This window comes from Pseudomonas sp. N-137 (assembly GCF_034555295.1).
Lineage (GTDB): Bacteria > Pseudomonadota > Gammaproteobacteria > Pseudomonadales > Pseudomonadaceae > Aquipseudomonas > Aquipseudomonas rhizophila.
Genome location: NZ_JAXUDQ010000008.1, coordinates 69,709 through 94,815 on the forward strand (window position 1 = coordinate 69,709; position 25,107 = coordinate 94,815).

A 25,107-nucleotide genomic window follows, 5' to 3' on the forward strand; every position below is an offset into this window, starting at 1 on the left:
TACAGGCCGGCCGGGCGGCCGACCTGCGTTCATGCCCGCAGGACGAGAAAAGCCTCATCGGGCAGTGAAGGGTTTACGGGCGAGGCACCGCGTCGAAGATCACGGTGAAGTCGGCGGTGTATTGACCGACCTGGCTCTCCAGAGGCACGGTCGAGGCCATGATGAGCATGTCGGCCTGGGTACCTGGAGTGGATGCCGCGTCAGTCACCACTTCCTGAGGAAACTCGGTCAGGGTGACATTGTTGAACCGGGTCAGCAGCGGAATGGCGTCCGTACCATTGGTCAGCGAAGCCTGGCCGCCCAGGATATAGGCATGCACCGAACCGTCGGTGTTCTTCACGTCGAAGGTCTGACGCAAAGGGCTCAAGGAGTTGGTCACCGGGTTGTAGTGCATGACTTCATCCTTACCGAAGTCAGGGTTGCGTGGCAGTACATGGAACTGCTTGGTGGGGATCGTCGCGGTGATATGAATAGAGGAGCGAGCATCGTCCAGAGCGAAGACCAGCGAGGAACTCAGGGCAGCGGCGACCAGAGCAGTACCGGATACGATTTGTTTGAGCATGTTTGACACCTGTTCATAGCATAAAGAGAAGGCTTGAAGTTGCAGACCCACTACAGCCTGGCCTGACCTCAACGCCGGAGCATGATCCACTCTCTTTAATTAAAAATAAGCAGGCCTATTCCCAAAAGCACGTAGCCAAACCGCCATGCGCAATAACGAAAAATACACTGTTTTATATAAAACCGAAGTTTGGATGTAAGAAACAACCCACACCTGCAAGTCACACCCCGGATTTAAAACTGCAAATGCAGACAGTTGCCTACTTTGCCGCCCGTACAGGCAAGGGATTCGGGTAAGGTCTTATCTTTTTCAAACAATTGGAACCCGACTTCGATATATCTTAGTTCCAAGATATATCGAGGGTCAAAGATATATCTACGGATAAAGATATATCTCAGTTCTATCTTATGCAGAACGGAGAGCAGGCATATGACAGTCCCCCCTTCCCATCCCAGCCGAAAACACGATGAACACGATGAACACGATGGTTTCGAACGTCGACCCGCAGGCCGTGAGCGTGGTAGCCGGGGCCCCCGGGTCTTCGCCTCCGGTGACCTGAAATTGCTGTTGCTCGCGCTGATTGGCGAGCAGCCCTGCCACGGCTACGACTTGATCCGCCGGATCGAAAACATGTTCGACGGCGCCTATAGCCCCAGCCCCGGCGTGATTTATCCGACGCTGACCTTCCTGGAAATGGGCGCATTGATCGCCGGCAACGCCGAAGGTGGAAAAAAACGCTACAGCGTGACCGACGCCGGACGTCTATTCCTTGAAGACCAGGCCCCGGCGTTGAATGAGGTACGCATGCGCATTGAAGCGAGCAAGCGCTCCCTGCGCGGCCAAGACCGCCCCCCGGAAATCCACGAAGCGGTGTATAACCTGCGCAATGCGCTGCACAAACACCATGGCCGGTGGAGCCCGGAAGAAACCCTGCGGATTCGCGACCTGCTCAACAACACCGCCAAAGCCATTATCGACGGTCCCGACCGTCCACCTGTTTCGGAGTCCAGCCAATGACTGAAGTCGATCAAAACACCATTCACCGTGTCAGCCACGAGATCAAGCGCCGCCGCCTGCAAGTGTTGCGAGTGCAGGACCTGACTCCGCGCATGCGCCGCATCACCCTGGGCGGGCCGGAACTGGCCGGGTTCACCAGCCTCGGCAGCGACGATCACGTAAAACTGCTGTTCCCACAGAACGCCGAGGAACACGCCGCCCTGGAAAACTTCGCCCCCGGCGCTGGCAAGGATCAGGGCCCGATGCCGCAAATGCGCGACTACACCCCGCGCCGTTATGACCTGCAGACGCTGGAGCTGGACATCGACTTTGTGCTGCATGGCGATGGGCCTGCCGCGACCTGGGCGACCCAGGCGACGCCCGGGCAATACCTCAACATCGCCGGGCCAAGGGGCTCGATGATTGTCCCGGACATCTTCGACCACTACCTGCTGATCGGCGACGAAACCGCCCTGCCCGCCATCGCCCGTCGCCTGGAAAACCTGGCGGCCAACCGGCGTGCGCTGGTGGTGGTGGAAGTGGAAAACGGCGCCGAGCAGCAAATCCTTAACAGCCCCGCGCAAGTACACGTGATCTGGGTGCTGCGCGAAGGCCGCCAGAACAACCTGCTGACCACCGTGCAGCACCTGGAAATGCCCGGCGGCAAGCTATACGCCTGGGTCGCCACCGAGAGCAAAGTGTCGCGACAGATTCGCAAGGTGTTGTTGGAGGAGAAAGGGCTGGATCAGGATTTTGTGAAGGCGGTGGGGTATTGGAAGGCGGATGACAGCGAGGAGGAATGAGGTGCGGCGTGCTGGCCTGCTAAAGTACCCTGCACCCACTGACCGAACACAACCTGTGTGGGAGCAAGGCTTGCCCGCGATGAAGGCAATGAGGTCTTTCAGAAAGCGAGGCGCCTGCATCGCGAGCAAGCTTTGCTCCCACAGGGCTATCGTCGCTCTTGAATACTTGATTTACACCCCACCAGGTACCCCGATCCATGCTTTTCCTGATCGCCTATATCAGCAGCGTCGTGCTGATCAACTTCGCGTTTTCCGCCGCGCCGCACCTGGACATCATCTGGTCGGCCTGGGGCGGGCTGGTATTTGTCCTGCGCGACATGGTGCAAACTCGGTTCGGCCACGGCGCCATCGTGGCGATGCTGGTGGCGCTGGTGTTGTCCTACGTCACCTCCGACCCGACCATTGCCCTGGCCAGCGCCACGGCGTTCGCGGTATCCGAATGCATTGACTGGCTGGTGTTCTCCATCACCAAGCGTCCGCTGCATGACCGGTTGTGGATCAGTTCGGCCCTGAGTATTCCTCTGGACACCTTCATTTTCTTCGGCATGATCGATGCCCTGACACCGGCCGTGGTGATCACCGCGCTGGTCTCGAAATTCGCCGGGGTCACGGCAGTGTGGCTGATCATGGCCTGGCGTTTGCGCAAACAGGCCGTCACCGGCTGAAGCCAAAACCTGCGGTTCATGTAAAATGCCGCGCTTTCTCCCCATGGGAAGCTCGCCCGGCGCGCGACCCTCGATGCTCCGCTCCTGTTTGAGGACCTTCAGATGACCCGTATCGGAACTCCATTGTCGCCCACCGCGACCCGCGTTTTGTTGTGTGGCAGCGGTGAACTGGGCAAGGAAGTGGTAATCGAACTGCAGCGCCTGGGCGTTGAAGTGATTGCCGTGGATCGCTACGCCAACGCGCCGGCCATGCAAGTGGCCCATCGCAGCCATGTGATCAACATGCTCGATGGCGCGGCCCTGCGCGCGGTGATCGAGGCCGAGAAGCCGCACTTCATCGTGCCGGAAATCGAAGCCATCGCCACCGCCACGCTGGTGGAACTGGAAGCTGAAGGCTTCACCGTGATCCCCACCGCTCGTGCCGCGCAACTGACCATGAACCGCGAAGGCATCCGGCGCCTGGCCGCCGAAGAGTTGGGTCTGCCGACCTCGCCGTATTTCTTCGCCGACACCGTGGAAGACTACCGCAAGGCCGTTGAAACCCTGGGCTTCCCGTGCGTGGTAAAGCCGGTGATGAGTTCCTCGGGCAAGGGCCAGAGCCTGCTGCGCAGTGCCGATGACGTGCAGAAAGCCTGGGACTACGCCCAGGAAGGCGGCCGTGCCGGCAAGGGCCGGGTGATCATCGAGGGCTTCATCGATTTCGACTATGAAATCACCCTGCTTACCGTGCGCCATGTTGGCGGCACCACCTTCTGCGCACCGGTCGGTCACCGCCAGGAAAAAGGCGACTATCAGGAATCCTGGCAGCCTCAGGCCATGAGCCCGGTGGCCCTGGCTGAATCCGAGCGCGTGGCTAAAGCCGTGACCGAAGCCTTGGGTGGTCGCGGCCTGTTTGGCGTCGAGCTGTTCATCAAGGGTGACCAGGTGTGGTTCAGCGAAGTCTCGCCGCGCCCACACGACACCGGCCTGGTGACGCTGATTTCCCAGGACCTGTCGCAGTTCGCCCTGCACGCCCGCGCCATCCTCGGCCTGCCGATCCCGCTGATCCGCCAGTTCGGCCCATCGGCCTCGGCGGTGATCCTGGTGGAAGGCCAGTCGACCCAGACCGCTTTCGCCAACCTCGGCGCAGCCCTGGCCGAACCGGACACCGCCCTGCGCCTGTTCGGTAAACCGGAAGTCAACGGCCAGCGACGCCTGGGCGTGGCCCTGGCGCGGGACGAATCCATCGACGCCGCCCGCGCCAAGGCGACCCGGGCTTCCCAGGCCGTCAAGATCGAGTTGTAAGCAGTATCGCTTGCCTCATGGTGATCTGTGGGAGCAAGGCTTGCCCGCGATGAACGATAACGCGGTCCAACTGAAGACCAGGGCGCCAGCATCGCGAGCAAGCTTTGCTCCCACAGCTAACTTGGGATGACATTGGGCTAAAGAAAAAGGCGACACCCGCAAAGGTGTCGCCTTTTTCATGAGCGCCGGTTTACCCCAGATCGTTCCCACGCTCAGCGTGGGAACGCCGCCAGGGACGCTCCGCGTTCCGCTTCTGAAACGGTGACGCAGAGCGTCGGAGGATGCATTCCCACGCAGGAGCGTGGGAACGATCACTCCCGCTTAATCCGGCAGTTTATAGGCGATCACATAGTCACCCTGCTTGGTACCCAGGGAACCATGGCCACCGGCAACGACCAGCACGTATTGCTTGCCGTCCTTGCCGGTGTAGGTCATCGGCGTGGTCTGGGCGCCCGCTGGCAGGCGGCCTTCCCACAGTTGCTTGCCGTTTTTCACGTCATAGGCACGCAGGTACTGGTCGAGGGTACCGCTCAGGAACGCCAGGCCGCTGGCGGTGGTGAAGGCGCCGCCCAGGCTCGGTACGCCCATGCTCAGCGGGATCGGTACCGGCGAGCTGTCACGCACGGTGCCGTTCTTGTGCATCCACAGGGTTTTGTTGTTGGTCAGGTCGACGGCCGCCACATAACCCCAGGCCGGTGCCTGGCAAGGCAGGCCCATTGGCGAAAGCAGCGCTTCGAGGATCACGCCATACGGCGCGCCTTTGTTCGGCTGCACGCCTTCGGTCTCGCTCTTGCGCCCCGGACCGCCGGCCACTTCGGCCGCAGGAACCAGTTTCGACTTGAACGCCATGTAGCTCGGATTGACGAAAGCGATCTGGCGTACCGGATCAACCGAAATACCGCCCCAGTCAAACACGCCGAAGTTACCTGGGTAGACGATCGAGCCTTGCAGCGACGGCGGCGTGAACATGCCTTCGTAGCGCAGCGACTTGAAGTCGATCCGGCACAGCATCTGGTCGAACGGGGTCACGCCCCACATGTCGCGTTCCTGGAGGACCGGCGGCACGAAGTTCAGGTCGGACATCGGCTGGGTCGGCGAGGTGTAGTCACCCTCTACCGCGCCTTGCGGCACCGGGATCTCCTTGATCGGCACGATCGGCTGACCATTGCTGCGGTCCAGCACGTAGATGCTGCCCTGCTTGGTCGATGCCAGTACCGCCGGCTTCACGCCATCGGCGGTTTTCAAGTCCATCAGCGTCGGTTGCCCGCCTACGTCCATGTCCCACAGGTCGTGGTGGGTGAACTGGAAGTACCAGCGCACCTTGCCGGTGGCGATATCCAGCGCGGTCAGGCCGGCGGCGTATTTCTCCGATTCTGGTGTACGGAAACCACCGAACTGGTCGGGCGTCTGGTTACCCATCGGCAGGTAGAGCATGCCGAGTTTTTCATCGACGCTGAACATGGACCACATGTTCGGCGAGTTACGGGTGTAGGTCTGGCCTTCGGCAATCGGCGTAGTGTCGTCCGGGTTGCCGCTGTCCCAGTTCCACACCAGCTCGCCGGTGTGCACGTCATAGGCGCGGATGACCCCGCTTGGCTCGTCGGTGGAGACGTTATCGGTGACGTGGCCACCGATCACCACCAGGTTCTGGGTCACGGCCGGTGGCGACGTGGAGTAGTAACCGCCGGCCGTGAAGCCGCCAATGTTGGCGGTCAGGTCGACCTGGCCCTTGTCACCGAAGTCTTCACACATCTTGCCGGTGTCGGCGTTCAGCGCGATCAGGCGCGTGTCGGCGGTCGGCAGGAAGATCCGGCGTGGGCACACGGTGCTCGCCGGCGTGGTGCTGGCCGCGCCGGTCGGGCTCTGCTCGGCCGAGGCGTACACCGCGTCATCGTGATAGGTCACGCCGCGGCAGGTCATGTGGGCCCAGCCCTTGAAGTTTTCCGCTTTCTGCGTGGAAAGCTTCGGATCGAACCGCCAGATTTCCTTGCCGGTTTCAGGCTCCAAAGCAATCACCTGGCTGTGGGGCGTGCACACGTAGAGCATGCCGTTGACCTTCAGCGGTGTGTTTTCCGCCGTGGTCTCACCCGGGTCGTTCGGCCCTGGCAGGTCGCCAGTGCGATAGGTCCAGGCCGGTTCCAGCTTGCTGACGTTCTCGGGGGTGATCTGCGCCAGGGGCGAATAACGGTCACCATGGGCACTGCGGCCATAGGAGTTCCAATCCCCGTCCGGCATCGCCGGGGCGGTGTTGGTCATGCCAGGCACGCTGTCGCGGTCCAGTTGGCCCTCGATTTCACCCGGATTGGTGAACTGGCTGGCGAGCGCGGTGATGCCGGCAATAACCACGGCGGCGCCCAAAGCACGGGTGCCCATGGGCGAAGCGTCGGGGGTCAACAGTGGACGGCGGAACCACGGCAGCAACATGACGATGCCCAAGGCAAACAGCATTGCCAGGCGCGGCACCAGTTGCCACCAGTCCAGGCCCACTTCCCACAGCGCCCACACGGTGCTGGCGAACAGCACCAGCGCGTACAGGCCCAGGGCTGCACGCCGGGCCATGATCAGCAGCACGCCGGTCAGCGCCAGGCCGATACCGGCCAGCAGGTAATACAGCGAGCCGCCAAGCGTGCTCAGCTTGATTCCCCCCGCCAACAGGGCCAGGCCCATCAATAGAAGCAGAATGCCGAGCAGGCTCGGTAGCAGACGGCTTCGACTCATAGCACCCTCAGTGCTCATAGTGTGATTCTCCGTGAGGTTTTAAGGAGTCCCGCGCAAGTAGTCACTGTAGATGACGATCTTGAGGGGGCATGGTTCAGTTGAAAGAGGTAATTGGGTTGAAGCGGTTGCTGTGGGAGCGGGTTTGCTCGCGATGGCGGCGTGACAGTCGACTTCAATGTTGGATGTGAAATCGCTACCGCGAGCAGGCTCGCTCCCACAAGGGTCTTGTGCACTGACTAGAACGACGACTGAATCTTGATCCCGCCAATCAGCGCGTCATCGACCTTGTCCACGCCACCTGGATGGCGGATGTACTGCAGGTTCGGGCGCACGGTCAGCCAGTTCGTCACGTGTACGCCGTAATACAACTCGGCGCTGTACTCGGTGTCCTGAGGCGGCAAAAAGGCCGGGTTGTCGTAACCCTGGACGGCGCGGGCCTGGTTGGTGGCCTCGGCGTTCTTGCGGTAAGCCGGGTTGACGTGAACCCGAGCCAGGGCAAAACCGATGTCATCCCTGGCGCGGGCGTCGAACAGGCCCTTGTAGACGAGACCGGCCTGGACATAGTTGTCGATAGCGTTGGTTTTCTTGTCGTGCATCGTGGCGTTGGCGAACACACTCAGGCCACGGGAATGGTCACTGGCGAGGCTGGTCAGTTGCTGTTGCGCCCCCAACCACACGCCATGCTTGCTCGACGCGCTGCGATACGCCTCGCCGCTCAGGGCGGCCGGCTGGCCGTTGCGATCCTTGTAGGCGTCGGTGGCGTTGGCACTGCTGTAGTAATAACCGGCGCGGTATTCGCCCGGCAGACCATTGAGCTTGGGCGACCACACCAGCTCCACCGGCACTACGGCGCCCTGGGTGCCGCTGCCGCTGAGCTTGAAGCCGTTACCGGTTTCCAGGTTCGAGGGGTTTTGTTCATAAGCCCCGATCTGCGCATACAGCTCAGGCGTGAGGTGATACTTGACCCGCAGCGCCCACTGGCTGACCGGCCAGTTGTACCAGATGCCGCCCACCCAGTTGCCCACTTGCGAGCCGCAGAACGCCAGGTTCTGGAAGTCGCAGGGGAAGCTGTTGAAATCCTCGCCCTCACCGAAACGACCGGCCTTGATATCGAGCCGGTCATCGAAAAATGCCTGCTGATACCACATCTGCGTCAACCGCCAGGTCTGGCCACGGCCCCAGACTTCCTGGGCGGAAGTGAAACCGCCAACGCGCGGGTCGTTGATCCGGTCATTGCTGATGTTATTGCCGCTGCGCTCGGTGACCGTCAGTTGAAACTCGGCGGCGTGCCAACCGAGGATTTTCTGCAGGTCCAGGTGCGTGCCGAAGGCGAACTGGTCGCTGTAGCGAGCGGTGCGGTCATGGTCGTAGCCGCCGTGCAGGTTGCTGCCCATTTCACCGGTGTAATCGAACTTGAAGTCGTAGCCTTTTTTCGCGAGTTCGCTTCGCGTGCCGTTCCAGTCACCCAGCATCCAGGGTGAGTCGCTGTCGAACGCGGGAGCGGCCTGAGCGCCGATGGCAATGCCCAAGGCGCCGAGACCGGCCATCAGGTGAAGGGTGTTTCTGGCGGCAATACAGTGCCGGACAGCGCTGTCTTGCAGAGTCTGAACATCGAACATAAAGAAGGAATTCTTGATCTTTTTAGGGGATTCGCTGAACGCCGGGGGCTTTGGCACGGCAGAAGAAGCGTTTCAGCAGGCGGCGCAAGGATAATGTCCTGTTACAAATAGAGAAAGGCCTTTTACTGACATGAATCATTTCGGATTCGGTAACAGTAGGCGTTGCGCAAAGCCGCGAAACAAACAGGCAGCGTTTCAGTGATACTTCCACCACGCGGGCACCTCGGCTAAGGTGCGCGGCTTTACACCTCTTTGCGCGAAGGCCTCCCATGACCGAATCCAACAACAACCCGCTGCACGGCGTGACGCTGGAGCAGATCCTCAACGCCCTGGTGCAGCACTACGAATGGTCGGGTCTGGCCGAGCGCATCGACATTCGTTGCTTCAAGAGCGACCCGAGCATCAAGTCCAGCCTGACCTTTTTGCGCAAGACGCCGTGGGCGCGGGAGAAAGTCGAGCGGCTGTACATCAAGCTGATGCGCACCAAACGACCGGTCTGAGCCGTGGACATTCAGATCCGTCGGCGCCCCGCGCTGCGACAATGTTTCGTGTCAGTGGCGGCCCTGCTGGGCTGGGCCGGGTTGAGCATCCAGTTGTACCTGATCCTGCTCGGTCGCTGGGAACTGGGCGCAAGCTTGCTCGGCGGCCTGGTGAACTTTCTCAGTTTCTTCACCGTGCTGACCAACACTCTGGTGGCCGTGGTGCTGACCTGGGAACTGATCCAGCGAGAATCGCCGGCCCGGCGCTGGTTCTTGCAGCCGGGGGTCAGCAGCGGCATTACCGTGAGCATCACCCTGGTCGGCCTGGCCTACAACCTGCTGCTGCGACATCTGTGGCAACCCGAAGGCTGGCAGTTCGTGGCCGACGAATTGCTGCACGACGTCATGCCGTTGCTGTTCATGACCTACTGGTGGTTCTGCGTACCCAAGGGCACCTTGCGCATGAAGCACATCGGGCTGTGGATGATTTACCCGGTGGTGTACTTCGCGTGGCTCCTGCTGCGGGGGGAATTACTGGCGGCGTACCCCTACCCTTTCATTGACGTGGCGAACCTGGGTTATCCACAGGTGCTCATCAATGCCGCAGGGATATTGGCGGGGTTTGTCGCGATTGCGCTGGGGGTGGTGGGTTTGGATCGGTGGCGTCGCTGAAATAAAGATTTTGAGGAAAAATATCTGTGGAGGCCAAACCTGTGGGAGCAAGGCTTGCCCGCGATGAATGATCACGCGGTCCACCTGACGACCTGGGTGCCTGCATCGCGAGCAAGCTTTGCTCCCACAGGTATGTGCTCATACAGAGTCTTGTGTGGGCGTCAGCGCCTCACCGGCAACATCCACACCAATCCACTGGCCTTGGCCCTTTCATGACACAACGCCAGAACACTGCGTCGCTCATCGTTGTCCATCCGGCTCCAACGGGTGATTTCCGCCACGGTGCGCTGGCAGCCGGTGCAGATGTCGTCATCGTCCAGGGCGCAGATGTTCACGCAGGGCGACGGAACCGGGCGTTCTGGCGGGTTCATTGCTCTTGCTCGGCCAAGTCGCGGGCGTAGCGCTGCGCGTTGTGAACATAGTGCGCCGCGCTGGCCTCGAGCATCTTCTTCTGCGCTTCGGTCAATTCCCGCACAACCTTGCCGGGTGAGCCCATCACCAGCGAACCGTCAGGAATCTCCTTGCCTTCGCCGATCAGCGAGTTGGCGCCGATGATGCAGTTCTTGCCGATCTTCGCGCCGTTGAGGATCACCGCATTGATGCCGATAAGGCTGTAGTCCCCCACCGTGCAACCGTGAAGCATGGCGTTATGGCCGATGGTCACGCCGGTGCCGATGGTCAGCGGGAAGCCCATGTCGGTGTGCATCACCGTGCCGTCCTGCACGTTGCTGTTTTTGCCGATCAGGATCAGTTCGTTATCGCCACGCAGCACCGCGTTGAACCAGACATTGGCGCCTTCTTCGAGGCGGACCTTGCCCACCAATGTGGCGTTGGGGGCGACCCAGCTCTGTGGGTGGGTTTCGACACGGGCATCACCCAGGCGGTATTTCATGAGGTTCCTCGGGGCTTCAGGTATTGATGAAAGTCTTGGGCGGGGTGTGCAGGTCGATGCCGGCGTCGAACATCAGGTTGACCAGCTCGACCACCATGATCGCCGTCAGGCCCCAGATCTTGTACTCGCCAAAACGATAGCTGGGCACATACCAACTGCAGCCCTGGTAGTCGATGCGATGAGTGTGCTCGCGCGGGTCCTTGCGAAAGAACTCCAGCGGTACGCTGAACACCGCGGCGATCTCGGCATCGTTGGCCTGGTATTCGACGTAATCGGGAATCACCCCCACGTAGGGCGTGACCTTGATGCCGTGCAGCGAGATCAAGGGACTGAGGGGGCCGATCACTTCCACCAGGCCGGGGGGCAGGCCGATTTCTTCTTCGGCTTCGCGCAAGGCGGTGAAAATCAGGTCCGGGTCTTCCGGGTCGCGGCGCCCACCGGGAAATGCAACCTCGCCGCCATGGGTCGAAAGCCCGCTGGCGCGCAGGGTCAGGACCAGTTCCGGCTCGTCACTGCGGGTAATGGGCACCAGCACCGCCGCTTCAGGGAAACGTCGGTCAGTCTCCAGATCACGTGGGGTATGGTTGCTTACTCGATGCAGTAGCTCGTCCAGCATGAGACTTCTCGATTTATTCGCTACCTTGCATCATGCACCAATCAGGCAAGCCGCCCAACCCCCGCACTGCGACGTGTCGCGAAACGACAACTTGCCGACAGCCGCCCGCAGACGCCAAGATAGGCGCAGCATTCAGGAACCCAAGCATGAAATTCTGCAGCCAGTGCGGTAACCCGGTAACCCAGCGTATCCCCGAAGGCGACTCGCGCTTGCGCTTTGTCTGCGATACCTGCCACACCATCCACTACCAGAACCCCAATATCGTGGCCGGTTGCGTGCCGACCTGGGGCAGCAAAGTGCTGCTGTGCCGGCGTGCCATCGAGCCACGGCGCGGTTACTGGACATTGCCGGCAGGTTTCATGGAGAACGGCGAAACCGTCGAGCAGGCCGCCGTGCGCGAGACCGCCGAAGAAGCCTGCGCCCGCGTGCGCAACCTGAGCATTTATACGCTGATCGATGTTCCGCATATCAGCCAGGTGCATGTATTCTTCCGCGCCGAGCTGGTGGACGAAGATTTCGCCGCCGGGCCCGAGAGCCTGGAAGTGAAACTGTTCGACGAAGCGGACATTCCCTGGGACGAGCTGGCTTTCCGCACGGTGGGCCGTACCCTAGAATACTTCTATGCTGACCGGCGAACCGAGGACTACCCGGTGCGATCCGAATCGATCCCGCCGCTGGCCCAGCCTGCCAATACCTAAAAATCCATAATAGCCGCGACACCTCTAGGGATATCGTTTCAATGCGCTGGTTGCTTGTCCTGTTCTGCTTGTCGTTCGCTGCGGTGTCCCAGGCTTCTGCGGTGGGAACCTACAACGGCAAGACCATCGAAAAAGTGCTGGTGCTCAAGTCCGCCCATCAATTGCAATTGATCAACGACGGCAAACCACTGAAGACCTATCGCATTTCTTTGGGCAAGGGCGCCAAAAAAGGCCCCAAGCTCATCGAAGGCGACAAGCGCACCCCCGAGGGTTTCTACTGGATCGACTGGCGCAAGACCAGCGACCGCTTCTACCTGTCGATGCACATTTCCTACCCCAACATCAGCGACGCCGCCCGCGCCCGCCGCGAAGGCGTGGAACCGGGGGGCATGATCATGATCCATGGCACCCCGGATTCCGAAGAAAACCCTGAGCAGCTGTTCCACACCCTGGACTGGACCGACGGCTGCATTGCCATGCGCAATGTGGACATGCGCGAGGTGTGGAACCTGGTGCCGGATGGCACCATGATCGAGATCCGGCCGTAGCGCCCGACCACACATGAGTTCCCTGTGGCGAGGGGATTTATCCCCGTTGGACTGCGCAGCAGTCCCCTAAGCCAACAACTCAATCTGCCTGAAACACCGAATTGCCTGGCTTGAGGGCTGCTGCGCAGCCCAACGGGGATAAATCCCCTCGCCACAGGTCCGTGTCCACAGTTGTGTTTCAACCTATATCGCGACCAATAAAAAACCCGCTGAATCAATCAGCGGGCTTCTCATTCAACGGCCGGACGATCAAAAATCCTCCAACCGCCACACTTCATAAGCCGGTGTCTCATAGGGATGGCTCTGCTTCAACGCCGCCACCGCCGCACGAATCAACTCATCGGCCACGACAAGCTCCACTTTCCATTCCTCGACCTGCTCGACCTGCCCCGCTTCGCCAATGAACGGCTGGCTGCCGTCCAAGGGGCGGAACTGGCCCAGGCCCAGCACTTGCCAGGCGCAGTGGTCATAGGCGCCGATCCGTCCGCCACCGGCGGCGAATACGGCGCTTTTGACCACGTCCAGGTGGCTGGCCGGGACGAAGAAGCAGAGCTTGTACACGCCCTTAGTTCACCCAGACGCGAGCGTTGCGGAACATGCGCATCCATGGCGCGTCTTCGTTCCAGTCGTCCGAACGCCATGAGTTCTGCACCGCGCGGAACACACGTTCCGGGTGCGGCATCATGATCGTGACGCGGCCGTCGCGGCTGGTCAGGCCGGTGATCCCGCGCGGCGAGCCGTTCGGGTTGGCCGGGTAGGTTTCGGTGACCTTGCCGTGGTTGTCGACGAACCGCAGCGACACGCAACCGGACAAATCGGCTTCGAGCAGGGCTTCTTCGCTTTCGAATTCCGCATGGCCTTCGCCGTGGGCGATGGCGATCGGCATGCGCGAACCGGCCATGCCCTGCAGGAAGATCGAGTTGGATTCCTGGACCTGGACCATCGCCACGCGCGCTTCGAACTGCTCGGAACGGTTACGCACGAAGTGCGGCCAGAACTCGCTGCCCGGGATCAACTCGTGCAGGTTGGACATCATCTGGCAACCGTTGCACACGCCGAGGGTGAAGCTGTCGGTGCGTTCGAAGAAGCCCTGGAACGCGTCGCGGGCGCGGCTGTTGAACAGTGCCGACTTGGCCCAGCCTTCACCGGCACCCAGCACGTCGCCGTAGGAGAAACCGCCACAGGCGACCATGCCCTTGAAGTCGTTCAGGTCGACACGGCCGGCCAGGATATCGCTCATGTGCACGTCGATCGCGTTGAAACCGGCGCGGTCGAACGCCGCCGCCATTTCCACCTGACCGTTGACACCCTGCTCACGCAGCACCGCCACTTGTGGGCGAATGCCTTTCTTGATGTAAGGCGCGGCCACGTCATGATTGACGTCGTAGCTGAGCTTGGCGCTCAAACCCGGGTTGTCTTCTTCCAGCAGCGCGTCGAATTCCTGCTCGGCGCAGTCGGCATTGTCCCGCAAGCGCTGGATCTGGTAGCTGGTTTCCGCCCACTGGCGCTGCAACAGACGGCGCTGGCCTTCGAAGACGGTGTCGCCGTTGAAGGTGATGTTGATGTGGGCGTTGTTGATCGGCTGGCCGATCACCGAGACGCAGTCGGCCAGGCCCGCTGCGCTGAACTGGGCAAGGATGTCCGGGGTGGCGTCCTGGCGAACCTGGATCACCGCGCCCAGTTCCTCGTTGAACAGGATGGCCGGGATTTCAGCCGTAGACTCGGCAACGCTGTCGAGGGTCAGGCTCAGGCCGCAATGGCCGGCGAAAGCCATTTCCACCACGGTGGTCAGCAAACCACCGTCGGAACGGTCGTGGTAGGCCAGCAGATGACCGTCGGCGTTGAGGCCCTGGATGACCGCGAAGAACGCCTTCAGGTCTTCGGCATCGTCGACGTCCGGCGCTTGCGAGCCGAGCTTGCCGTGCACCTGGGCGAGGATCGAGGCGCCCATGCGGTTCTGGCCACGGCCCAGGTCGATCAGGATCAGGTCGGTGGTGCCCTTGTCCATGCGCAGTTGCGGGGTCAGGGTCTGGCGGATGTCGGTGACCGGGGCGAAACCGGTGACGATCAGCGACAGCGGCGAGGTGACGCTCTTGTCCACGCCTTCGTCGTTCCAGCGCGTGGCCATGGACATGGAGTCCTTGCCCACCGGAATGGTGATGCCCAGCTCCGGGCACAGCTCCATGCCGACAGCCTTGACGGTGTCGTACAGGCGGGCGTCTTCACCCGGGTGACCGGCGGCGGACATCCAGTTGGCCGACAGTTTGATGTCGGAGATCTTGCCGATGCGCGAGGCCGCGATGTTGGTCAGGGTCTCGCCAATCGCCATGCGGCCCGACGCCGGAGCGTCCAGCAACGCCAACGGCGTGCGCTCGCCCATGGCCATGGCTTCGCCGGTGTAGACGTCGAAGCTGGTGGCGGTCACGGCAACGTCGGCCACCGGCACCTGCCACGGGCCGACCATTTGATCACGGGCCACAAGACCGGTGATGGTGCGGTCGCCGATGGTGATCAGGAAACTTTTGCTCGCCACGGCCGGGTGGTGCAGAACGCGCTCGATGGAATCGGCAACGTCGAGCGTCGACGGGTCGAAATCATCGCCCAGCTCGGCTTCGCGAACGGCCGAACGGTGCATGCGCGGGGCCTTGCCCAGCAGCACTTCCAGCGGCATGTCCACCGGACTGTTGCCGAAGTGGCTGTCGGTGACGGTCAGTTGCGGCTCGGCAGTGGCTTCGCCGACCACGGCGAACGGGCAGCGCTCGCGTTCGCAAATGGCCTGGAAACGCTCAAAGTCGGCCGGGCCGACCGCCAGGACATAACGTTCCTGGGATTCGTTGCTCCAGATTTCGTGCGGGGCCATGCCCGGCTCGTCGTTCGGAATGTTGCGCAGTTCGAAGCGGCCACCACGGCCACCGTCGTTGACCAATTCCGGGAAGGCGTTGGACAGGCCGCCCGCGCCGACGTCGTGGATGAAGCTGATGGGGTTGTGTTCACCCAACTGCCAGCAACGGTCGATGACTTCCTGGCAACGGCGTTCCATTTCCGGGTTTTCCCGCTGGACCGAGGCGAAGTCCAGGTCCGCCGAGCTGGTGCCGGTGGCCATGGAGGAAGCGGCGCCGCCGCCCAGGCCGATCAGCATGGCCGGGCCACCGAGGACGATCAGCTTGGAACCGACCAGGATCTCGCCTTTCTGCACGTGTTCGGCGCGGATGTTGCCCATGCCGCCGGCGAGCATGATCGGCTTGTGGTAGCCGCGCACTTCTTCACCGCGCGGAGTGCTGATGGATTGCTCGAAGGTACGGAAGTAACCGGTCAGGGCCGGACGGCCGAATTCGTTGTTGAACGCCGCGCCCCCAAGAGGACCTTCGATCATGATGTCCAGGGCGTTGACGATGCGCTCGGGCTTGCCGTAGGGCTTTTCCCACGGCTGTTCAAAGCCCGGGATCTGCAGGTTCGATACGGTGAAGCCGGTCAGGCCAGCCTTGGGCTTGGCACCGCGACCGGTGGCGCCTTCGTCGCGGATCTCGCCACCGGAACCGGTGGACGCACCCGGGAACGGGGCGATGGCGGTCGGGTGGTTGTGAGTCTCGACCTTCATCAGGATGTGCACCGGCTCCTGGACCGCACCGTACTGGCGGGTCTCAGGGTTCGGGTAGAAACGCCCGGCGACGTTGCCGACGATCACCGCGGCGTTGTCCTTGTAGGCCGAGAGCACACCTTCGTTGTGCATCTGATAGGTGTTCTTGATCATGCCGAACAGGCTTTTTTCCTGGCTCTGGCCATCAATGTCCCAACTGGCGTTGAAGATCTTGTGCCGGCAGTGCTCGGAGTTGGCCTGGGCGAACATCATCAGTTCGATGTCGTGGGGGTTGCGCTTCAAGCCCTGGAAGGCGTTGACCAGGTAATCGATCTCGTCTTCGGCCAGGGCCAGGCCCAGTTCGGCGTTGGCTTTTTCCAGTGCGGCACGGCCACCGCCCAGCACATCGATGGCGGTCAGCGGTTTTGGCTCGGCATGGCTGAACAGGCCCGCGGCCTGCTCCAGGTTGCCCAGGACGATCTGGGTCATGCGGTCATGCAAGCCCTCGGCGATCAGTTGGGCCTCGGCCTCGCTGAACTCACCGGCAACATAAAAGGCAATGCCGCGCTCCAGGCGCTGGATTTTCGCCAGGCCGCAGTTACGGGCGATGTCGCTGGCCTTGCTCGACCATGGCGAAATGGTGCCGAAACGTGGCAGCACCAGGAACAGACGACCGGTCGGCTCCTGGACAGGAACACTGGGACCGTACTTCAGAAGGCGCGCGAGCACCTGCTGTTCGTCGCCGGTCAAACCGCCGGTGACTTCGGCGAAGTGAGCGAATTCAGCATACAAGCCACTGACAGCCGGAACCTTCTGGCTCAGTTGCTCAAGGAGTTTGCTGTGGCGAAAGGCAGAAAGGGCAGGAGCGCCGCGCAGGATCAACATCTTCGGGACAGCCTCGGGAAGGGGGTGTGCTTTGAGGCCGTGCATTCTAGCCTAAACCGCTGGCGACGGCACCCGAAACGGCACGTACGATGCTGGCCGAATGTCGGTCTTTGCAGGAATGGCTCTTCCGGCCCCCGTTTGCACGGTCGTACCGAGATATTTTTCATCGGGGCAAAACACGGGGCCCCCCGGCCCGCCTGTGTTGCGGACACGTTTTGCAACCGCTAGCAGACTGGCCTTCTGCTGTCGAGATATGGCGGTCGGGGCCGTTTGCGTATACTGCGCAGATGTTTTCCCCAACGGCTTTGCGTCCGCGGTACGCCAAGTGGCTGATCGCAACCGGACTCTTCCTGGTGCTCAGTGGTTGTGTTGAGAAACCCAACACACTGGAGCGCGTGAAGGAGGATGGCGTGCTGCGGGTGGTTACCCGAAACAGCCCCGCCACCTACTTCCAGGATCGCAATGGTGAAACCGGCTTCGAATACGAGCTGGTGAAGCGTTTCGCCGACGATTTGGGGGTGGAGCTGAAAATCGAGACCGCCGACAACCTCGATGACCTTTTCACCCAGCTGGGCAAGCCCAACGGCCCGGTACTGGCTGCCGCCGGTCTGGTCAGCAGCGAAAAACGCAAGAGTCAGGTGCGATTTTCCCACTCCTACCTCGAAGTCACCCCACAAATCATCTACCGCAACGGCCAGTCACGCCCCACCGACCCGGCCGCCCTGGAGGGCAAGAAGATCATGGTGCTCAAGGGCAGCACCCACGCCGAACAATTGGCGCAGTTGAAACAGAAATATCCCGGCATCGAATACGAAGAGTCCGACGCGGTAGAAGTCGTCGACCTGCTGCGCATGGTGGATGAAGGCCAGATCGACCTGACGCTGGTGGACTCCAACGAAGTGGCAATGAACCAGGTGTACTTCCCCAACGTGCGGGTCGCTTTCGACCTGGGCGATGCCAGCAACCAGAGCTGGGCCGTGGCCCCTGGCGAAGACAACAGCCTGCTCAACGAAATCAACGCCTACCTGGACAAAGTGCAGAAGAATGGCACCCTGCAACGCCTGAAGGATCGCTACTACGGGCACGTTGATGTCCTGGGTTATGTCGGCGCCTACACCTTCGCCCAGCATTTGCAGCAACGTCTGCCCAAGTATGAGAAGCATTTCAAGAACTACGCCAAGGCCGAAAAAGTCGACTGGCGCCTGCTGGCGGCCATCGGCTACCAGGAATCACTGTGGCAGCCGACAGTCACGTCCAAGACCGGTGTGCGCGGCCTGATGATGCTGACCCAGAACACCGCCCAGGCCATGGGTGTGTCCAATCGCCTGGATCCCAAGCAGAGCATCATGGGTGGCGCCAAGTACCTGGCCTACATAAAAGAACAACTGGACGAGAGCATCGAGGAGCCGGACCGCACCTGGTTCGCCCTCGCCGCCTATAACGTGGGTGGCGGTCACCTGGATGACGCTCGCAAACTGGCGGCCAAGGAAGGGTTGAATCCGAACAAGTGGCTGGATGTGAAGAAGATCCTGCCGCGCCTTTCCCAGAAGAAGTGGTACAGCAAAACCCGCTACGGCTACGCCCGGGGCGGTGAACCGGTGCATTTCGTGGCGAACATCCGTCGCTACTACGACATCCTGACCTGGGTCACACAGCCGCAGCTCGAAGGCGACCAAGTGGCCGAGGGCAACCTGCACGTGCCGGGCGTCGACAAGAGCAAGCCGAACCCGGAAACCCCGCCGCTCTGAATCCCCAATACACTGAGGCCCCCTTGTGGGAGCGAGCCTGCTCGCGATAGCGGTGTGTCAGTCGACATCAATGGTGAATGTCAGACCGCTATCGCGAGCAGGCTCGCTCCCACACGGGCCCTGCGTATGCATCAAACTTTGGCGGCTGCCAGGATCAGCGCTTTCATTTCAGCCACCGCCGACTTGAACCCGACAAACAATGCATGGGCCACCAGCGCATGGCCAATGTTCAGTTCATTGATGCCCTTGATGGCCGCGACGGCCTCGACGTTGTGGTAATGCAAGCCATGGCCAGCATTCACAATCAGGCCCTGGGCCAGGCCGAAGGCGACGCCATCGGCTACCCGCTGCAGCTCTTCAGCTACCTCGGTGGGCGTTTGCGCATCGGCATAACGGCCAGTGTGCAGTTCGATGGCCGGGGCACCGACGCGCCTGGAGGCTTCGATCTGCCGCTCGTCGGCGTCGATGAACAGCGACACCTCTGCGCCGATCTTCGACAAACGCTCCACCGCCGCCCTGATCCGTGCTTCCTGCCCCGCTACGTCCAGGCCGCCTTCGGTGGTCAGCTCCTGACGCGTCTCGGGCACCAGGCAAATGTGCGCGGGGCGGATGCGTTCGGCAAACACCATCATTTCTTCGGTCACGCCCATTTCGAAATTCATGCGCGTTTGCAGCACGTCCTTGAGCAGCAGTACGTCGCGCTCCTGGATGTGACGGCGGTCTTCACGCAGGTGCACGGTGATGCCGTCGGCGCCTGCCTCTTCAGCATCCAGCGCGGCCTTGACCGGGTCCGGGTAGCGGGTACCACGGGCTTGGCGCAGGGTGGCGACATGGTCGATGTTCACGCCGAGAAGAATGCGATTGCTGGTGCTCACGAAAAGCGCTCCTGAGATGGACAGAGATTCGGCCCACAGCATACGGGTTGATCAAGGCTTGCGAAACAGCTCGCGACTGACCAGCGGCCGACCGCCCAAATGAACCGCCAGGGCCTGGCGCATCAGACGCTTGGCCGCCGAGAGCGCGCCCGGCGCACTCCAGTCGGCCTCGGCCATGGCCAGAAGTTCGGTGCCATTGAACAACCCGGGTTGCAGCAGGTAGACCTGTTCCAGGCCGGCATCCACCTGCAGCCGATACAGACCGTCCGCTGCGATGGGCTCGCCATGCAGGTCGGTGTTCAGGGCAAAACCGTAGCCCAGATCGTCCAGTAGCCGCCATTCGAAGGAACGCAACAGCGGTTCCAGAGGGCGACCTTCGGCCAGGGCCAACAGTGTGGCGGCATAGTGATCGAACACTGCGGGATGGGGGTCTTCGGCGGGCAACAGGCGGATCAGCAGCTCGTTGAGATAAAGGCCGCTGAACAACGCCTCGCCGTTAAGCCAGGCCGCAACACCGTTGCTTTCCATGCGCCCGACGTTCTTCAACTCGCCCCGCCCCCGGAATTCCACTTCCAGCGGCACGAACGGCCGCGCCAGCGTTCCGGCCTTGCCACGCGCGCCCCGCAACACCGCCCGCAGTCGCCCCTGGGGCGTAAGAAAGTCCACCAAGGCGCTGCTTTCGCGGTAGGCGCGCGAATGCAGAACGTAGGCGGGTTGGGCGGTGGGTTGGGTTGGCGGCATGGGATCGCAGCTCTCAATGAGTAAACGCAGTATTACTGACAACCACAAACCACTGTGGGAGCGAGCCTGCTCGCGATGAGGGACTGATATTCAACAGGAATGTTGACTGACAGACCGCTATCGCGAGCAGGCTCGCTCCCACAATGGAAATTCATGCACTCAGGAAGAGCTTTACAGGTCGCCGTAACCCAACGACCGCAGCGCCCGCTCATCATCGGACCAACCACCCTTCACCTTGACCCACAGGTTGAGCATGATCTTGGAGTCGAACAACAGCTCCATGTCCTTGCGCGCTTCGGTGCCGATGCGCTTGATACGCTCGCCCTTGTCGCCAATGATGATTTTTTTCTGGCCGTCGCGTTCGACGAGGATCAGCGCATGGATGTGCAGGGTCTTGCCCTGCTGCTTGAACTCTTCGATTTCCACGGTGATCTGGTACGGCAGCTCTGCGCCCAATTGGCGCATGATTTTCTCGCGCACCAGTTCGGCGGCCAGGAAGCGGCTGCTGCGGTCGGTGATCTGGTCTTCGGGGAAGAAGTGATCGTTTTCCGGCAGGTGCTCGGCGATCACCCGCTCCAGCGCATCGAGATTGTGGCCGTGCTGGGCCGAGATGGGCATGATCTGGGCGTTGGGCAGTTGCTCCTGCAACCAGCTCAGGTGCGGCATCAATTCGGCCTTGTCTTCGATGCGGTCGGTCTTGTTCAGCGCCACGATCAAGGGACCTGTCACGTACTGGACGCGTTCGAGAACCATCTGGTCTTCTTCGGTCCACTTGGTGCGATCAACCACGAAGATCACCACATCGACGTCTTTCAGCGCCGCCGAAGCAGTCTTGTTCATGTAGCGGTTCAGCGCTTTTTCGCCACCTTTGTGCATGCCGGGGGTATCAACGTAGATCGCCTGTACGGCGCCTTCGGTCTTGATACCCAGCATGTTGTGGCGGGTGGTCTGAGGCTTGCGCGAAGTGATCGCCAGCTTCTGGCCCAGGATGTGATTGAGCAGCGTGGACTTGCCCACGTTCGGCCGGCCGACAATGGCGACATAGCCGCAGCGGGTGACGGTTGTATCAGTCATTGCCATTCTCCACGCCCAGGGCAATCAGTGCTGCGGCGGCCGCTACCTGTTCGGCAATACGACGACTCACACCCTGACCCCGGCTTTTTTCATTCAATAAGACCACTTCGCATTCAACGAAGAAGGTTCGGCAATGCGGCTCGCCCTGGATATCCACCACTTCGTAACGCGGCAACTCGCAACTGCGCGATTGCAGGAATTCCTGCAAACGGGTTTTCGGGTCCTTGTTGGTGTCCACCAGCGTCAGGCTGTCGATCTCGGAGGTCAGCCAGGCCAGCACGCGCTCGCGCGCCATTTCCATGCCGGCGTCCAGGTAGATCGCGCCAATCAGCGCTTCCAGGGCATCGGCCAGAATCGACTCACGACGGAAACCGCCGCTCTTCAATTCACCGGAGCCCAGGCGCAGGTACTCACCCAGGTCGAAACCGCGGGCCAGCACGGCCAGGGTCTCACCTTTGACCAGGCGCGCGCGCAAACGCGACAACTGGCCTTCCCGAGCCAGCGGGAAGCGTTCGAACAATGCCTCGCCAGCCACGAAGTTGAGGATGGCATCACCCAGAAACTCCAGGCGTTCGTTGTTGCGCCCGGCAAAACTGCGGTGAGTGAGAGCCAGAAGCATCAGCTCCTGATCCTTGAAAGTGTAGCCGAGCTGACGCTCGAGACGGCTTAGAGAAACGCTCACGGTTTACCCACGCTGAGTTCGTGGCTGGATTCCACCACCACGGCCGCGAAGTGCCGTTGGCTTGGGACAATTAACGCTGTGTTCAAAAATGACGTCCTGACTATCGTTGGCTTCATGCCTTCGGGCAACCTTGTGCAGGCTCCAGAAATGCATTCGGCGCTGTGTTCAACAGCGCCGTGTGTGATTACTTGATCAGGCCAACCCGCGAGAAATTCGGCAGGTGACTGAGTTTGGGTTCCGGCCAGCTCATCCAGACCGCAAAGGCCTTGCCGACGATATTACGGTCGGGGACCATGCCCAGCATGTCCTTGGGAATGTTCGGATCATCCCAGTACCGGCTGTCGTTGGAGTTGTCGCGGTTGTCGCCCATCATGAAATAGTGCCCGGCCGGCACGGTCCACGAATGGTCCGGTGCGGCGCGGTAACGGCTCATTTCCTTGCGGATAAGGTGTTCGGCCTCGCCGAGTTTTTCCTGGTAGAGCTCGGCGCTGCCCAGTGTGCCCGGCTCGGAGCCGATCAACCGTTCGGCCACCAGTTCGCCGTTGACGAACAGGCGCTTGTCGGCGCTGTAGCGAATCTTGTCTCCCGGCAAGCCGACCACACGCTTGATGTAGTTGACGTTCGGATCGCTCGGAAAACGGAACACCATGACATCGCCGCGTTGCGGGTCACCGATTTCGATGACCTTCTTGTCGATCACCGGCAGGCGGATCCCGTAGGAGAACTTGTTCACCAGGATGAAGTCGCCCACATCCAGGGTCGGCTTCATTGAGCCGGACGGGATCTGGAACGGTTCCACCAGGAACGAGCGCAGCACCAGTACGATGAACAACACCGGAAAGAACGACTTGCCGTATTCGACCAGCAGCGGTTCCTTGTTGAGTTTTTCGACCACCACCCCATCAGGCTGGCTGACGCTGCCCTGATAGGAGGCGATGGCAGCCCGGCGCCGCGGCGCCAGGAACAACAGATCAAGCAACGCCAACAGGCCGCAGACGAACACGGCGATAACCAGCAACAGCGGGAAATTTAGCGACATAGGACCTAACTATCCAACCTGAGCACCGCAAGGAAGGCTTCCTGTGGAATTTCCACGTTACCAACCTGCTTCATGCGTTTTTTACCGGCCTTCTGCTTTTCCAACAGCTTGCGCTTACGGCTGACGTCGCCGCCATAGCATTTGGCCAATACGTTCTTTCTGAGCGCCTTGACGGTTGTACGCGCCACAATCTGCCCACCAATGGCGGCCTGGATTGCCACATCGAACATCTGCCGCGGAATCAGTTCCTTCATCTTCTCGGTCAATGCACGACCTTTGTAGTGCGCGTTGTCACGGTGCACGATCAATGCCAGGGCATCGACTTTCTCACCGTTGATCAGCACATCCAGCTTCACCAGATTAGCCGATTGGTAACGATCGAAATGATAGTCCAGCGAAGCATAGCCGCGACTGGTGGATTTCAGGCGATCGAAGAAGTCCAGCACCACTTCGTTCATCGGCAGGTCGTAGGTCACCTGGACCTGGGTACCGAGGAACAGCATGTCGTGCTGCACGCCACGCTTTTCGATGCACAGGGTAATGACGTTGCCCAGATGCTCCTGCGGCACAAGGATGTTGGCCCGCACGATCGGCTCGCGCATATCCTCGATGGCCGACAGGTCCGGCAACTTGGACGGGTTGTCGACGTAGATGGTTTCGCCGTTCTTGAGCAGCAGCTCGAAAATTACCGTCGGCGCCGTGGTGATCAGGTCCAGGTCGTACTCGCGCTCCAGGCGCTCCTGGATGATCTCCATGTGCAGCATGCCCAGGAATCCGCAACGGAAGCCAAAGCCCAGGGCGTCGGAGCTTTCCGGGGTGTATTGCAGGGACGAGTCGTTCAGGGTCAGCTTTTGCAGGGCTTCGCGGAAATCCTCGAAGTCGTCGGAGCTGACTGGGAACAGGCCGGCGTAGACCTGAGGCTGGATACGCTTGAAGCCGGGCAGCACATCGACGTCGGGGGTGGAGCTCAAGGTCAGGGTGTCACCGACCGGTGCACCGTGAATGTCCTTGATGCCGGCGATGATGAAACCCACTTCACCGGCCTTCAGATCAACGGTGGCGGTGTGTTTCGGGTTGAAGACACCGACGCTGTCCACCAGGTGGATCTTGCCGGTGGATTTGACCAGGATCTTGTCACCCTTCTTGACGCGGCCGTGGCGCACGCGAACCAGGGAGACGACGCCCAGGTAGTTGTCGAACCAGGAATCGATGATCAACGCTTGCAGCGGATCTTCGATATTGCCGGTCGGCGCAGGAATGGTGGTCACCAGGCGCTCGAGCACTTCGTCCACGCCCAGGCCGGTCTTGGCGCTGCAAGTGACCGCGTCGGTGGCATCGATGCCGATGATTTTCTCGATTTCTTCCTTCACGCGGTCCGGATCGGCCTGGGGCAGGTCGATCTTGTTCAGCACCGGCATGACTTCCAGGCCCTGCTCGATGGCCGTGTAGCAGTTGGCAACCGATTGCGCCTCGACGCCCTGGCCGGCATCGACCACCAGCAATGCACCTTCACAGGCCGCCAGCGACCGGCTGACTTCATAGGTGAAGTCGACGTGGCCCGGGGTATCGATGAAGTTCAGCTGATAGGTAATGCCGTCGCGGGCCTTGTAGTAGAGCGTAACGCTGTGGGCCTTGATGGTGATCCCGCGCTCACGCTCCAGATCCATGGAATCCAGGACCTGGGCTTCCATTTCACGCTCGGCCAGGCCGCCGCACATCTGGATGAAGCGATCAGCCAGCGTCGACTTGCCATGGTCAATGTGGGCGATGATGGAGAAATTGCGGATATGACTCAAATCACTCACGGATCAACACTCAAAAAGGCTGCAGGCATGGCCCGCCGAAAAATAGCCGGGAATTGTACCTGATACACCGCGCAAGTGGGAGCAAGCTTTGCTCCCACACAGCCTTGCCCCCCGCAGCCCCCTCGCCAT

At 61.1% G+C, this 25,107-nt stretch carries 23 protein-coding genes; 9 read left to right on the forward strand and 14 right to left on the reverse strand.

Features of this window, described 5'->3' with window-relative positions:
- Nucleotides 1–73: 73 nt before the first annotated feature.
- Nucleotides 74–562, reverse strand: a complete 489-nt coding sequence (locus tag T3A99_RS08110; protein ID WP_047228902.1) for a CS1 type fimbrial major subunit — start codon at nt 560–562, stop codon at nt 74–76.
- Between the two features lie 429 nt (nt 563–991).
- On the opposite strand from T3A99_RS08110, the gene T3A99_RS08115 reads away from it, so the two are divergent.
- The 4 genes from T3A99_RS08115 to purT all read left to right on the forward strand — a co-directional run bounded on the left by T3A99_RS08115 (nt 992) and on the right by purT (nt 4,310).
- Nucleotides 992–1,579: a PadR family transcriptional regulator gene (locus tag T3A99_RS08115; RefSeq protein ID WP_047228901.1), complete on the forward strand. Its 588-nt coding sequence runs from the start codon at nt 992–994 to the stop codon at nt 1,577–1,579.
- Nucleotides 1,576–2,361 (forward strand): siderophore-interacting protein, encoded by a 786-nt coding sequence (locus T3A99_RS08120; protein ID WP_047228900.1) that lies wholly within the window; start codon nt 1,576–1,578, stop codon nt 2,359–2,361. The genes T3A99_RS08115 and T3A99_RS08120 overlap by 4 nt, the downstream gene beginning before the upstream one ends.
- 197 nt (nt 2,362–2,558) lie before the next feature.
- A complete protein-coding gene (locus T3A99_RS08125; RefSeq protein ID WP_047228899.1) occupies nt 2,559–3,026 on the forward strand; it encodes a preQ0 transporter in 468 nt (155 codons plus the stop codon).
- Nucleotides 3,027–3,128: 102 nt separating this feature from the next.
- Nucleotides 3,129–4,310 carry a formate-dependent phosphoribosylglycinamide formyltransferase gene (gene purT / locus T3A99_RS08130; protein ID WP_047228898.1) on the forward strand — a complete coding sequence of 394 codons (1,182 nt, stop codon included), beginning with the start codon at nt 3,129–3,131 and terminating at the stop codon, nt 4,308–4,310.
- A gap of 321 nt (nt 4,311–4,631) precedes the next feature.
- Here purT and T3A99_RS08135 read toward each other — a convergent pair whose 3' ends face one another.
- A complete protein-coding gene (locus tag T3A99_RS08135; protein ID WP_047228897.1) occupies nt 4,632–7,046 on the reverse strand; it encodes a glucose/quinate/shikimate family membrane-bound PQQ-dependent dehydrogenase in 2,415 nt (804 codons plus the stop codon).
- Between the two features lie 218 nt (nt 7,047–7,264).
- On the reverse strand, nt 7,265–8,647 hold the full coding sequence (locus T3A99_RS08140; RefSeq protein ID WP_322834206.1) for a carbohydrate porin: 1,383 nt from the start codon (nt 8,645–8,647) through the stop codon (nt 7,265–7,267).
- A gap of 269 nt (nt 8,648–8,916) precedes the next feature.
- Here T3A99_RS08140 and T3A99_RS08145 point away from each other — a divergent pair, with 269 nt between their 5' ends.
- Together T3A99_RS08145 and T3A99_RS08150 are read left to right on the forward strand one after the other, a co-directional pair.
- A complete protein-coding gene (locus T3A99_RS08145) occupies nt 8,917–9,147 on the forward strand; it encodes a VF530 family DNA-binding protein (protein ID WP_047228895.1) in 231 nt (76 codons plus the stop codon).
- A 3-nt stretch (nt 9,148–9,150) separates the two neighbouring features.
- The gene (locus T3A99_RS08150; protein WP_047228894.1) at nt 9,151–9,798 is read left to right on the forward strand and encodes a Pr6Pr family membrane protein; all 648 of its coding nucleotides are present in this window, start codon (nt 9,151–9,153) and stop codon (nt 9,796–9,798) included.
- Between the two features lie 161 nt (nt 9,799–9,959).
- Here T3A99_RS08150 and T3A99_RS08155 read toward each other — a convergent pair whose 3' ends face one another.
- The 3 genes from T3A99_RS08155 to T3A99_RS08165 are packed head-to-tail and all read right to left on the reverse strand — an operon-like array spanning nt 9,960 to nt 11,306.
- Nucleotides 9,960–10,169 carry a DUF1289 domain-containing protein gene (locus T3A99_RS08155; protein ID WP_047228893.1) on the reverse strand — a complete coding sequence of 70 codons (210 nt, stop codon included), beginning with the start codon at nt 10,167–10,169 and terminating at the stop codon, nt 9,960–9,962.
- A complete protein-coding gene (locus T3A99_RS08160; protein WP_092456398.1) occupies nt 10,166–10,690 on the reverse strand; it encodes a gamma carbonic anhydrase family protein in 525 nt (174 codons plus the stop codon). The genes T3A99_RS08155 and T3A99_RS08160 overlap by 4 nt, the downstream gene beginning before the upstream one ends.
- Before the next feature lie 16 nt (nt 10,691–10,706).
- A complete protein-coding gene (locus T3A99_RS08165; protein WP_047228891.1) occupies nt 10,707–11,306 on the reverse strand; it encodes a CoA pyrophosphatase in 600 nt (199 codons plus the stop codon).
- 146 nt (nt 11,307–11,452) lie between these two features.
- Here T3A99_RS08165 and T3A99_RS08170 point away from each other — a divergent pair, with 146 nt between their 5' ends.
- Both T3A99_RS08170 and T3A99_RS08175 read left to right on the forward strand, forming a co-directional pair.
- Nucleotides 11,453–12,004 carry an NUDIX hydrolase gene (locus T3A99_RS08170; protein ID WP_047228890.1) on the forward strand — a complete coding sequence of 184 codons (552 nt, stop codon included), beginning with the start codon at nt 11,453–11,455 and terminating at the stop codon, nt 12,002–12,004.
- A 41-nt stretch (nt 12,005–12,045) separates the two neighbouring features.
- Nucleotides 12,046–12,552 (forward strand): L,D-transpeptidase family protein, encoded by a 507-nt coding sequence (locus T3A99_RS08175; protein ID WP_047228889.1) that lies wholly within the window; start codon nt 12,046–12,048, stop codon nt 12,550–12,552.
- A gap of 249 nt (nt 12,553–12,801) precedes the next feature.
- Here T3A99_RS08175 and T3A99_RS08180 read toward each other — a convergent pair whose 3' ends face one another.
- Together T3A99_RS08180 and purL are read right to left on the reverse strand one after the other, a co-directional pair.
- Nucleotides 12,802–13,113: a YqfO family protein gene (locus T3A99_RS08180; RefSeq protein ID WP_047228888.1), complete on the reverse strand. Its 312-nt coding sequence runs from the start codon at nt 13,111–13,113 to the stop codon at nt 12,802–12,804.
- Nucleotides 13,114–13,117: 4 nt separating this feature from the next.
- Entirely contained in the window at nt 13,118–17,014 is a 3,897-nt protein-coding gene (gene purL / locus T3A99_RS08185; RefSeq protein ID WP_322834207.1) for a phosphoribosylformylglycinamidine synthase, read from the reverse strand.
- 287 nt (nt 17,015–17,301) lie between these two features.
- Here purL and mltF point away from each other — a divergent pair, with 287 nt between their 5' ends.
- Nucleotides 17,302–18,762 (forward strand): membrane-bound lytic murein transglycosylase MltF, encoded by a 1,461-nt coding sequence (mltF, locus tag T3A99_RS08190; RefSeq protein ID WP_322834208.1) that lies wholly within the window; start codon nt 17,302–17,304, stop codon nt 18,760–18,762.
- A 131-nt stretch (nt 18,763–18,893) separates the two neighbouring features.
- Here mltF and pdxJ read toward each other — a convergent pair whose 3' ends face one another.
- The 6 genes from pdxJ to lepA all read right to left on the reverse strand — a co-directional run bounded on the left by pdxJ (nt 18,894) and on the right by lepA (nt 24,978).
- Nucleotides 18,894–19,637, reverse strand: coding sequence for a pyridoxine 5'-phosphate synthase (pdxJ, locus tag T3A99_RS08195; RefSeq protein ID WP_047228885.1), 744 nt, complete (start codon nt 19,635–19,637; stop codon nt 18,894–18,896).
- 51 nt (nt 19,638–19,688) lie between these two features.
- Nucleotides 19,689–20,378, reverse strand: a complete 690-nt coding sequence (gene recO / locus T3A99_RS08200) for a DNA repair protein RecO (RefSeq protein WP_076383636.1) — start codon at nt 20,376–20,378, stop codon at nt 19,689–19,691.
- Nucleotides 20,379–20,549: 171 nt separating this feature from the next.
- Complete coding sequence (gene era, locus T3A99_RS08205; protein ID WP_047228883.1) at nt 20,550–21,452, reverse strand: GTPase Era; 903 nt, start codon at nt 21,450–21,452, stop codon at nt 20,550–20,552.
- Complete coding sequence (rnc, locus tag T3A99_RS08210) at nt 21,445–22,134, reverse strand: ribonuclease III (RefSeq protein WP_047228882.1); 690 nt, start codon at nt 22,132–22,134, stop codon at nt 21,445–21,447. The genes era and rnc overlap by 8 nt, the downstream gene beginning before the upstream one ends.
- 184 nt (nt 22,135–22,318) lie before the next feature.
- The gene (gene lepB, locus T3A99_RS08215) at nt 22,319–23,173 is read right to left on the reverse strand and encodes a signal peptidase I (RefSeq protein WP_047228881.1); all 855 of its coding nucleotides are present in this window, start codon (nt 23,171–23,173) and stop codon (nt 22,319–22,321) included.
- A 5-nt stretch (nt 23,174–23,178) separates the two neighbouring features.
- A complete protein-coding gene (gene lepA, locus T3A99_RS08220) occupies nt 23,179–24,978 on the reverse strand; it encodes a translation elongation factor 4 (RefSeq protein ID WP_047228880.1) in 1,800 nt (599 codons plus the stop codon).
- Nucleotides 24,979–25,107: the final 129 nt, after the last annotated feature.

What these genes read in the sequence shown, in the direction of transcription:
- purL (WP_322834207.1), bottom strand. Translation starts at nt 17,014, where the DNA reads ATGTTGATCCTGCGCGGCGCTCCTGCCCTTTCTGCCTTTCGCCACAGC.
- lepB (WP_047228881.1), bottom strand. Translation starts at nt 23,173, where the DNA reads ATGTCGCTAAATTTCCCGCTGTTGCTGGTTATCGCCGTGTTCGTCTGC.
- T3A99_RS08140 (WP_322834206.1), bottom strand. Translation starts at nt 8,647, where the DNA reads ATGTTCGATGTTCAGACTCTGCAAGACAGCGCTGTCCGGCACTGTATT.
- T3A99_RS08125 (WP_047228899.1), top strand. Translation starts at nt 2,559, where the DNA reads ATGCTTTTCCTGATCGCCTATATCAGCAGCGTCGTGCTGATCAACTTC.
- T3A99_RS08115 (WP_047228901.1), top strand. Translation starts at nt 992, where the DNA reads ATGACAGTCCCCCCTTCCCATCCCAGCCGAAAACACGATGAACACGAT.
- T3A99_RS08170 (WP_047228890.1), top strand. Translation starts at nt 11,453, where the DNA reads ATGAAATTCTGCAGCCAGTGCGGTAACCCGGTAACCCAGCGTATCCCC.
- T3A99_RS08165 (WP_047228891.1), bottom strand. Translation starts at nt 11,306, where the DNA reads ATGCTGGACGAGCTACTGCATCGAGTAAGCAACCATACCCCACGTGAT.
- recO (WP_076383636.1), bottom strand. Translation starts at nt 20,378, where the DNA reads ATGCCGCCAACCCAACCCACCGCCCAACCCGCCTACGTTCTGCATTCG.
- T3A99_RS08110 (WP_047228902.1), bottom strand. Translation starts at nt 562, where the DNA reads ATGCTCAAACAAATCGTATCCGGTACTGCTCTGGTCGCCGCTGCCCTG.
- mltF (WP_322834208.1), top strand. Translation starts at nt 17,302, where the DNA reads ATGTTTTCCCCAACGGCTTTGCGTCCGCGGTACGCCAAGTGGCTGATC.
- T3A99_RS08135 (WP_047228897.1), bottom strand. Translation starts at nt 7,046, where the DNA reads ATGAGCACTGAGGGTGCTATGAGTCGAAGCCGTCTGCTACCGAGCCTG.
- T3A99_RS08120 (WP_047228900.1), top strand. Translation starts at nt 1,576, where the DNA reads ATGACTGAAGTCGATCAAAACACCATTCACCGTGTCAGCCACGAGATC.
- T3A99_RS08175 (WP_047228889.1), top strand. Translation starts at nt 12,046, where the DNA reads ATGCGCTGGTTGCTTGTCCTGTTCTGCTTGTCGTTCGCTGCGGTGTCC.
- purT (WP_047228898.1), top strand. Translation starts at nt 3,129, where the DNA reads ATGACCCGTATCGGAACTCCATTGTCGCCCACCGCGACCCGCGTTTTG.
- T3A99_RS08160 (WP_092456398.1), bottom strand. Translation starts at nt 10,690, where the DNA reads ATGAAATACCGCCTGGGTGATGCCCGTGTCGAAACCCACCCACAGAGC.
- T3A99_RS08145 (WP_047228895.1), top strand. Translation starts at nt 8,917, where the DNA reads ATGACCGAATCCAACAACAACCCGCTGCACGGCGTGACGCTGGAGCAG.
- era (WP_047228883.1), bottom strand. Translation starts at nt 21,452, where the DNA reads ATGACTGATACAACCGTCACCCGCTGCGGCTATGTCGCCATTGTCGGC.
- T3A99_RS08155 (WP_047228893.1), bottom strand. Translation starts at nt 10,169, where the DNA reads ATGAACCCGCCAGAACGCCCGGTTCCGTCGCCCTGCGTGAACATCTGC.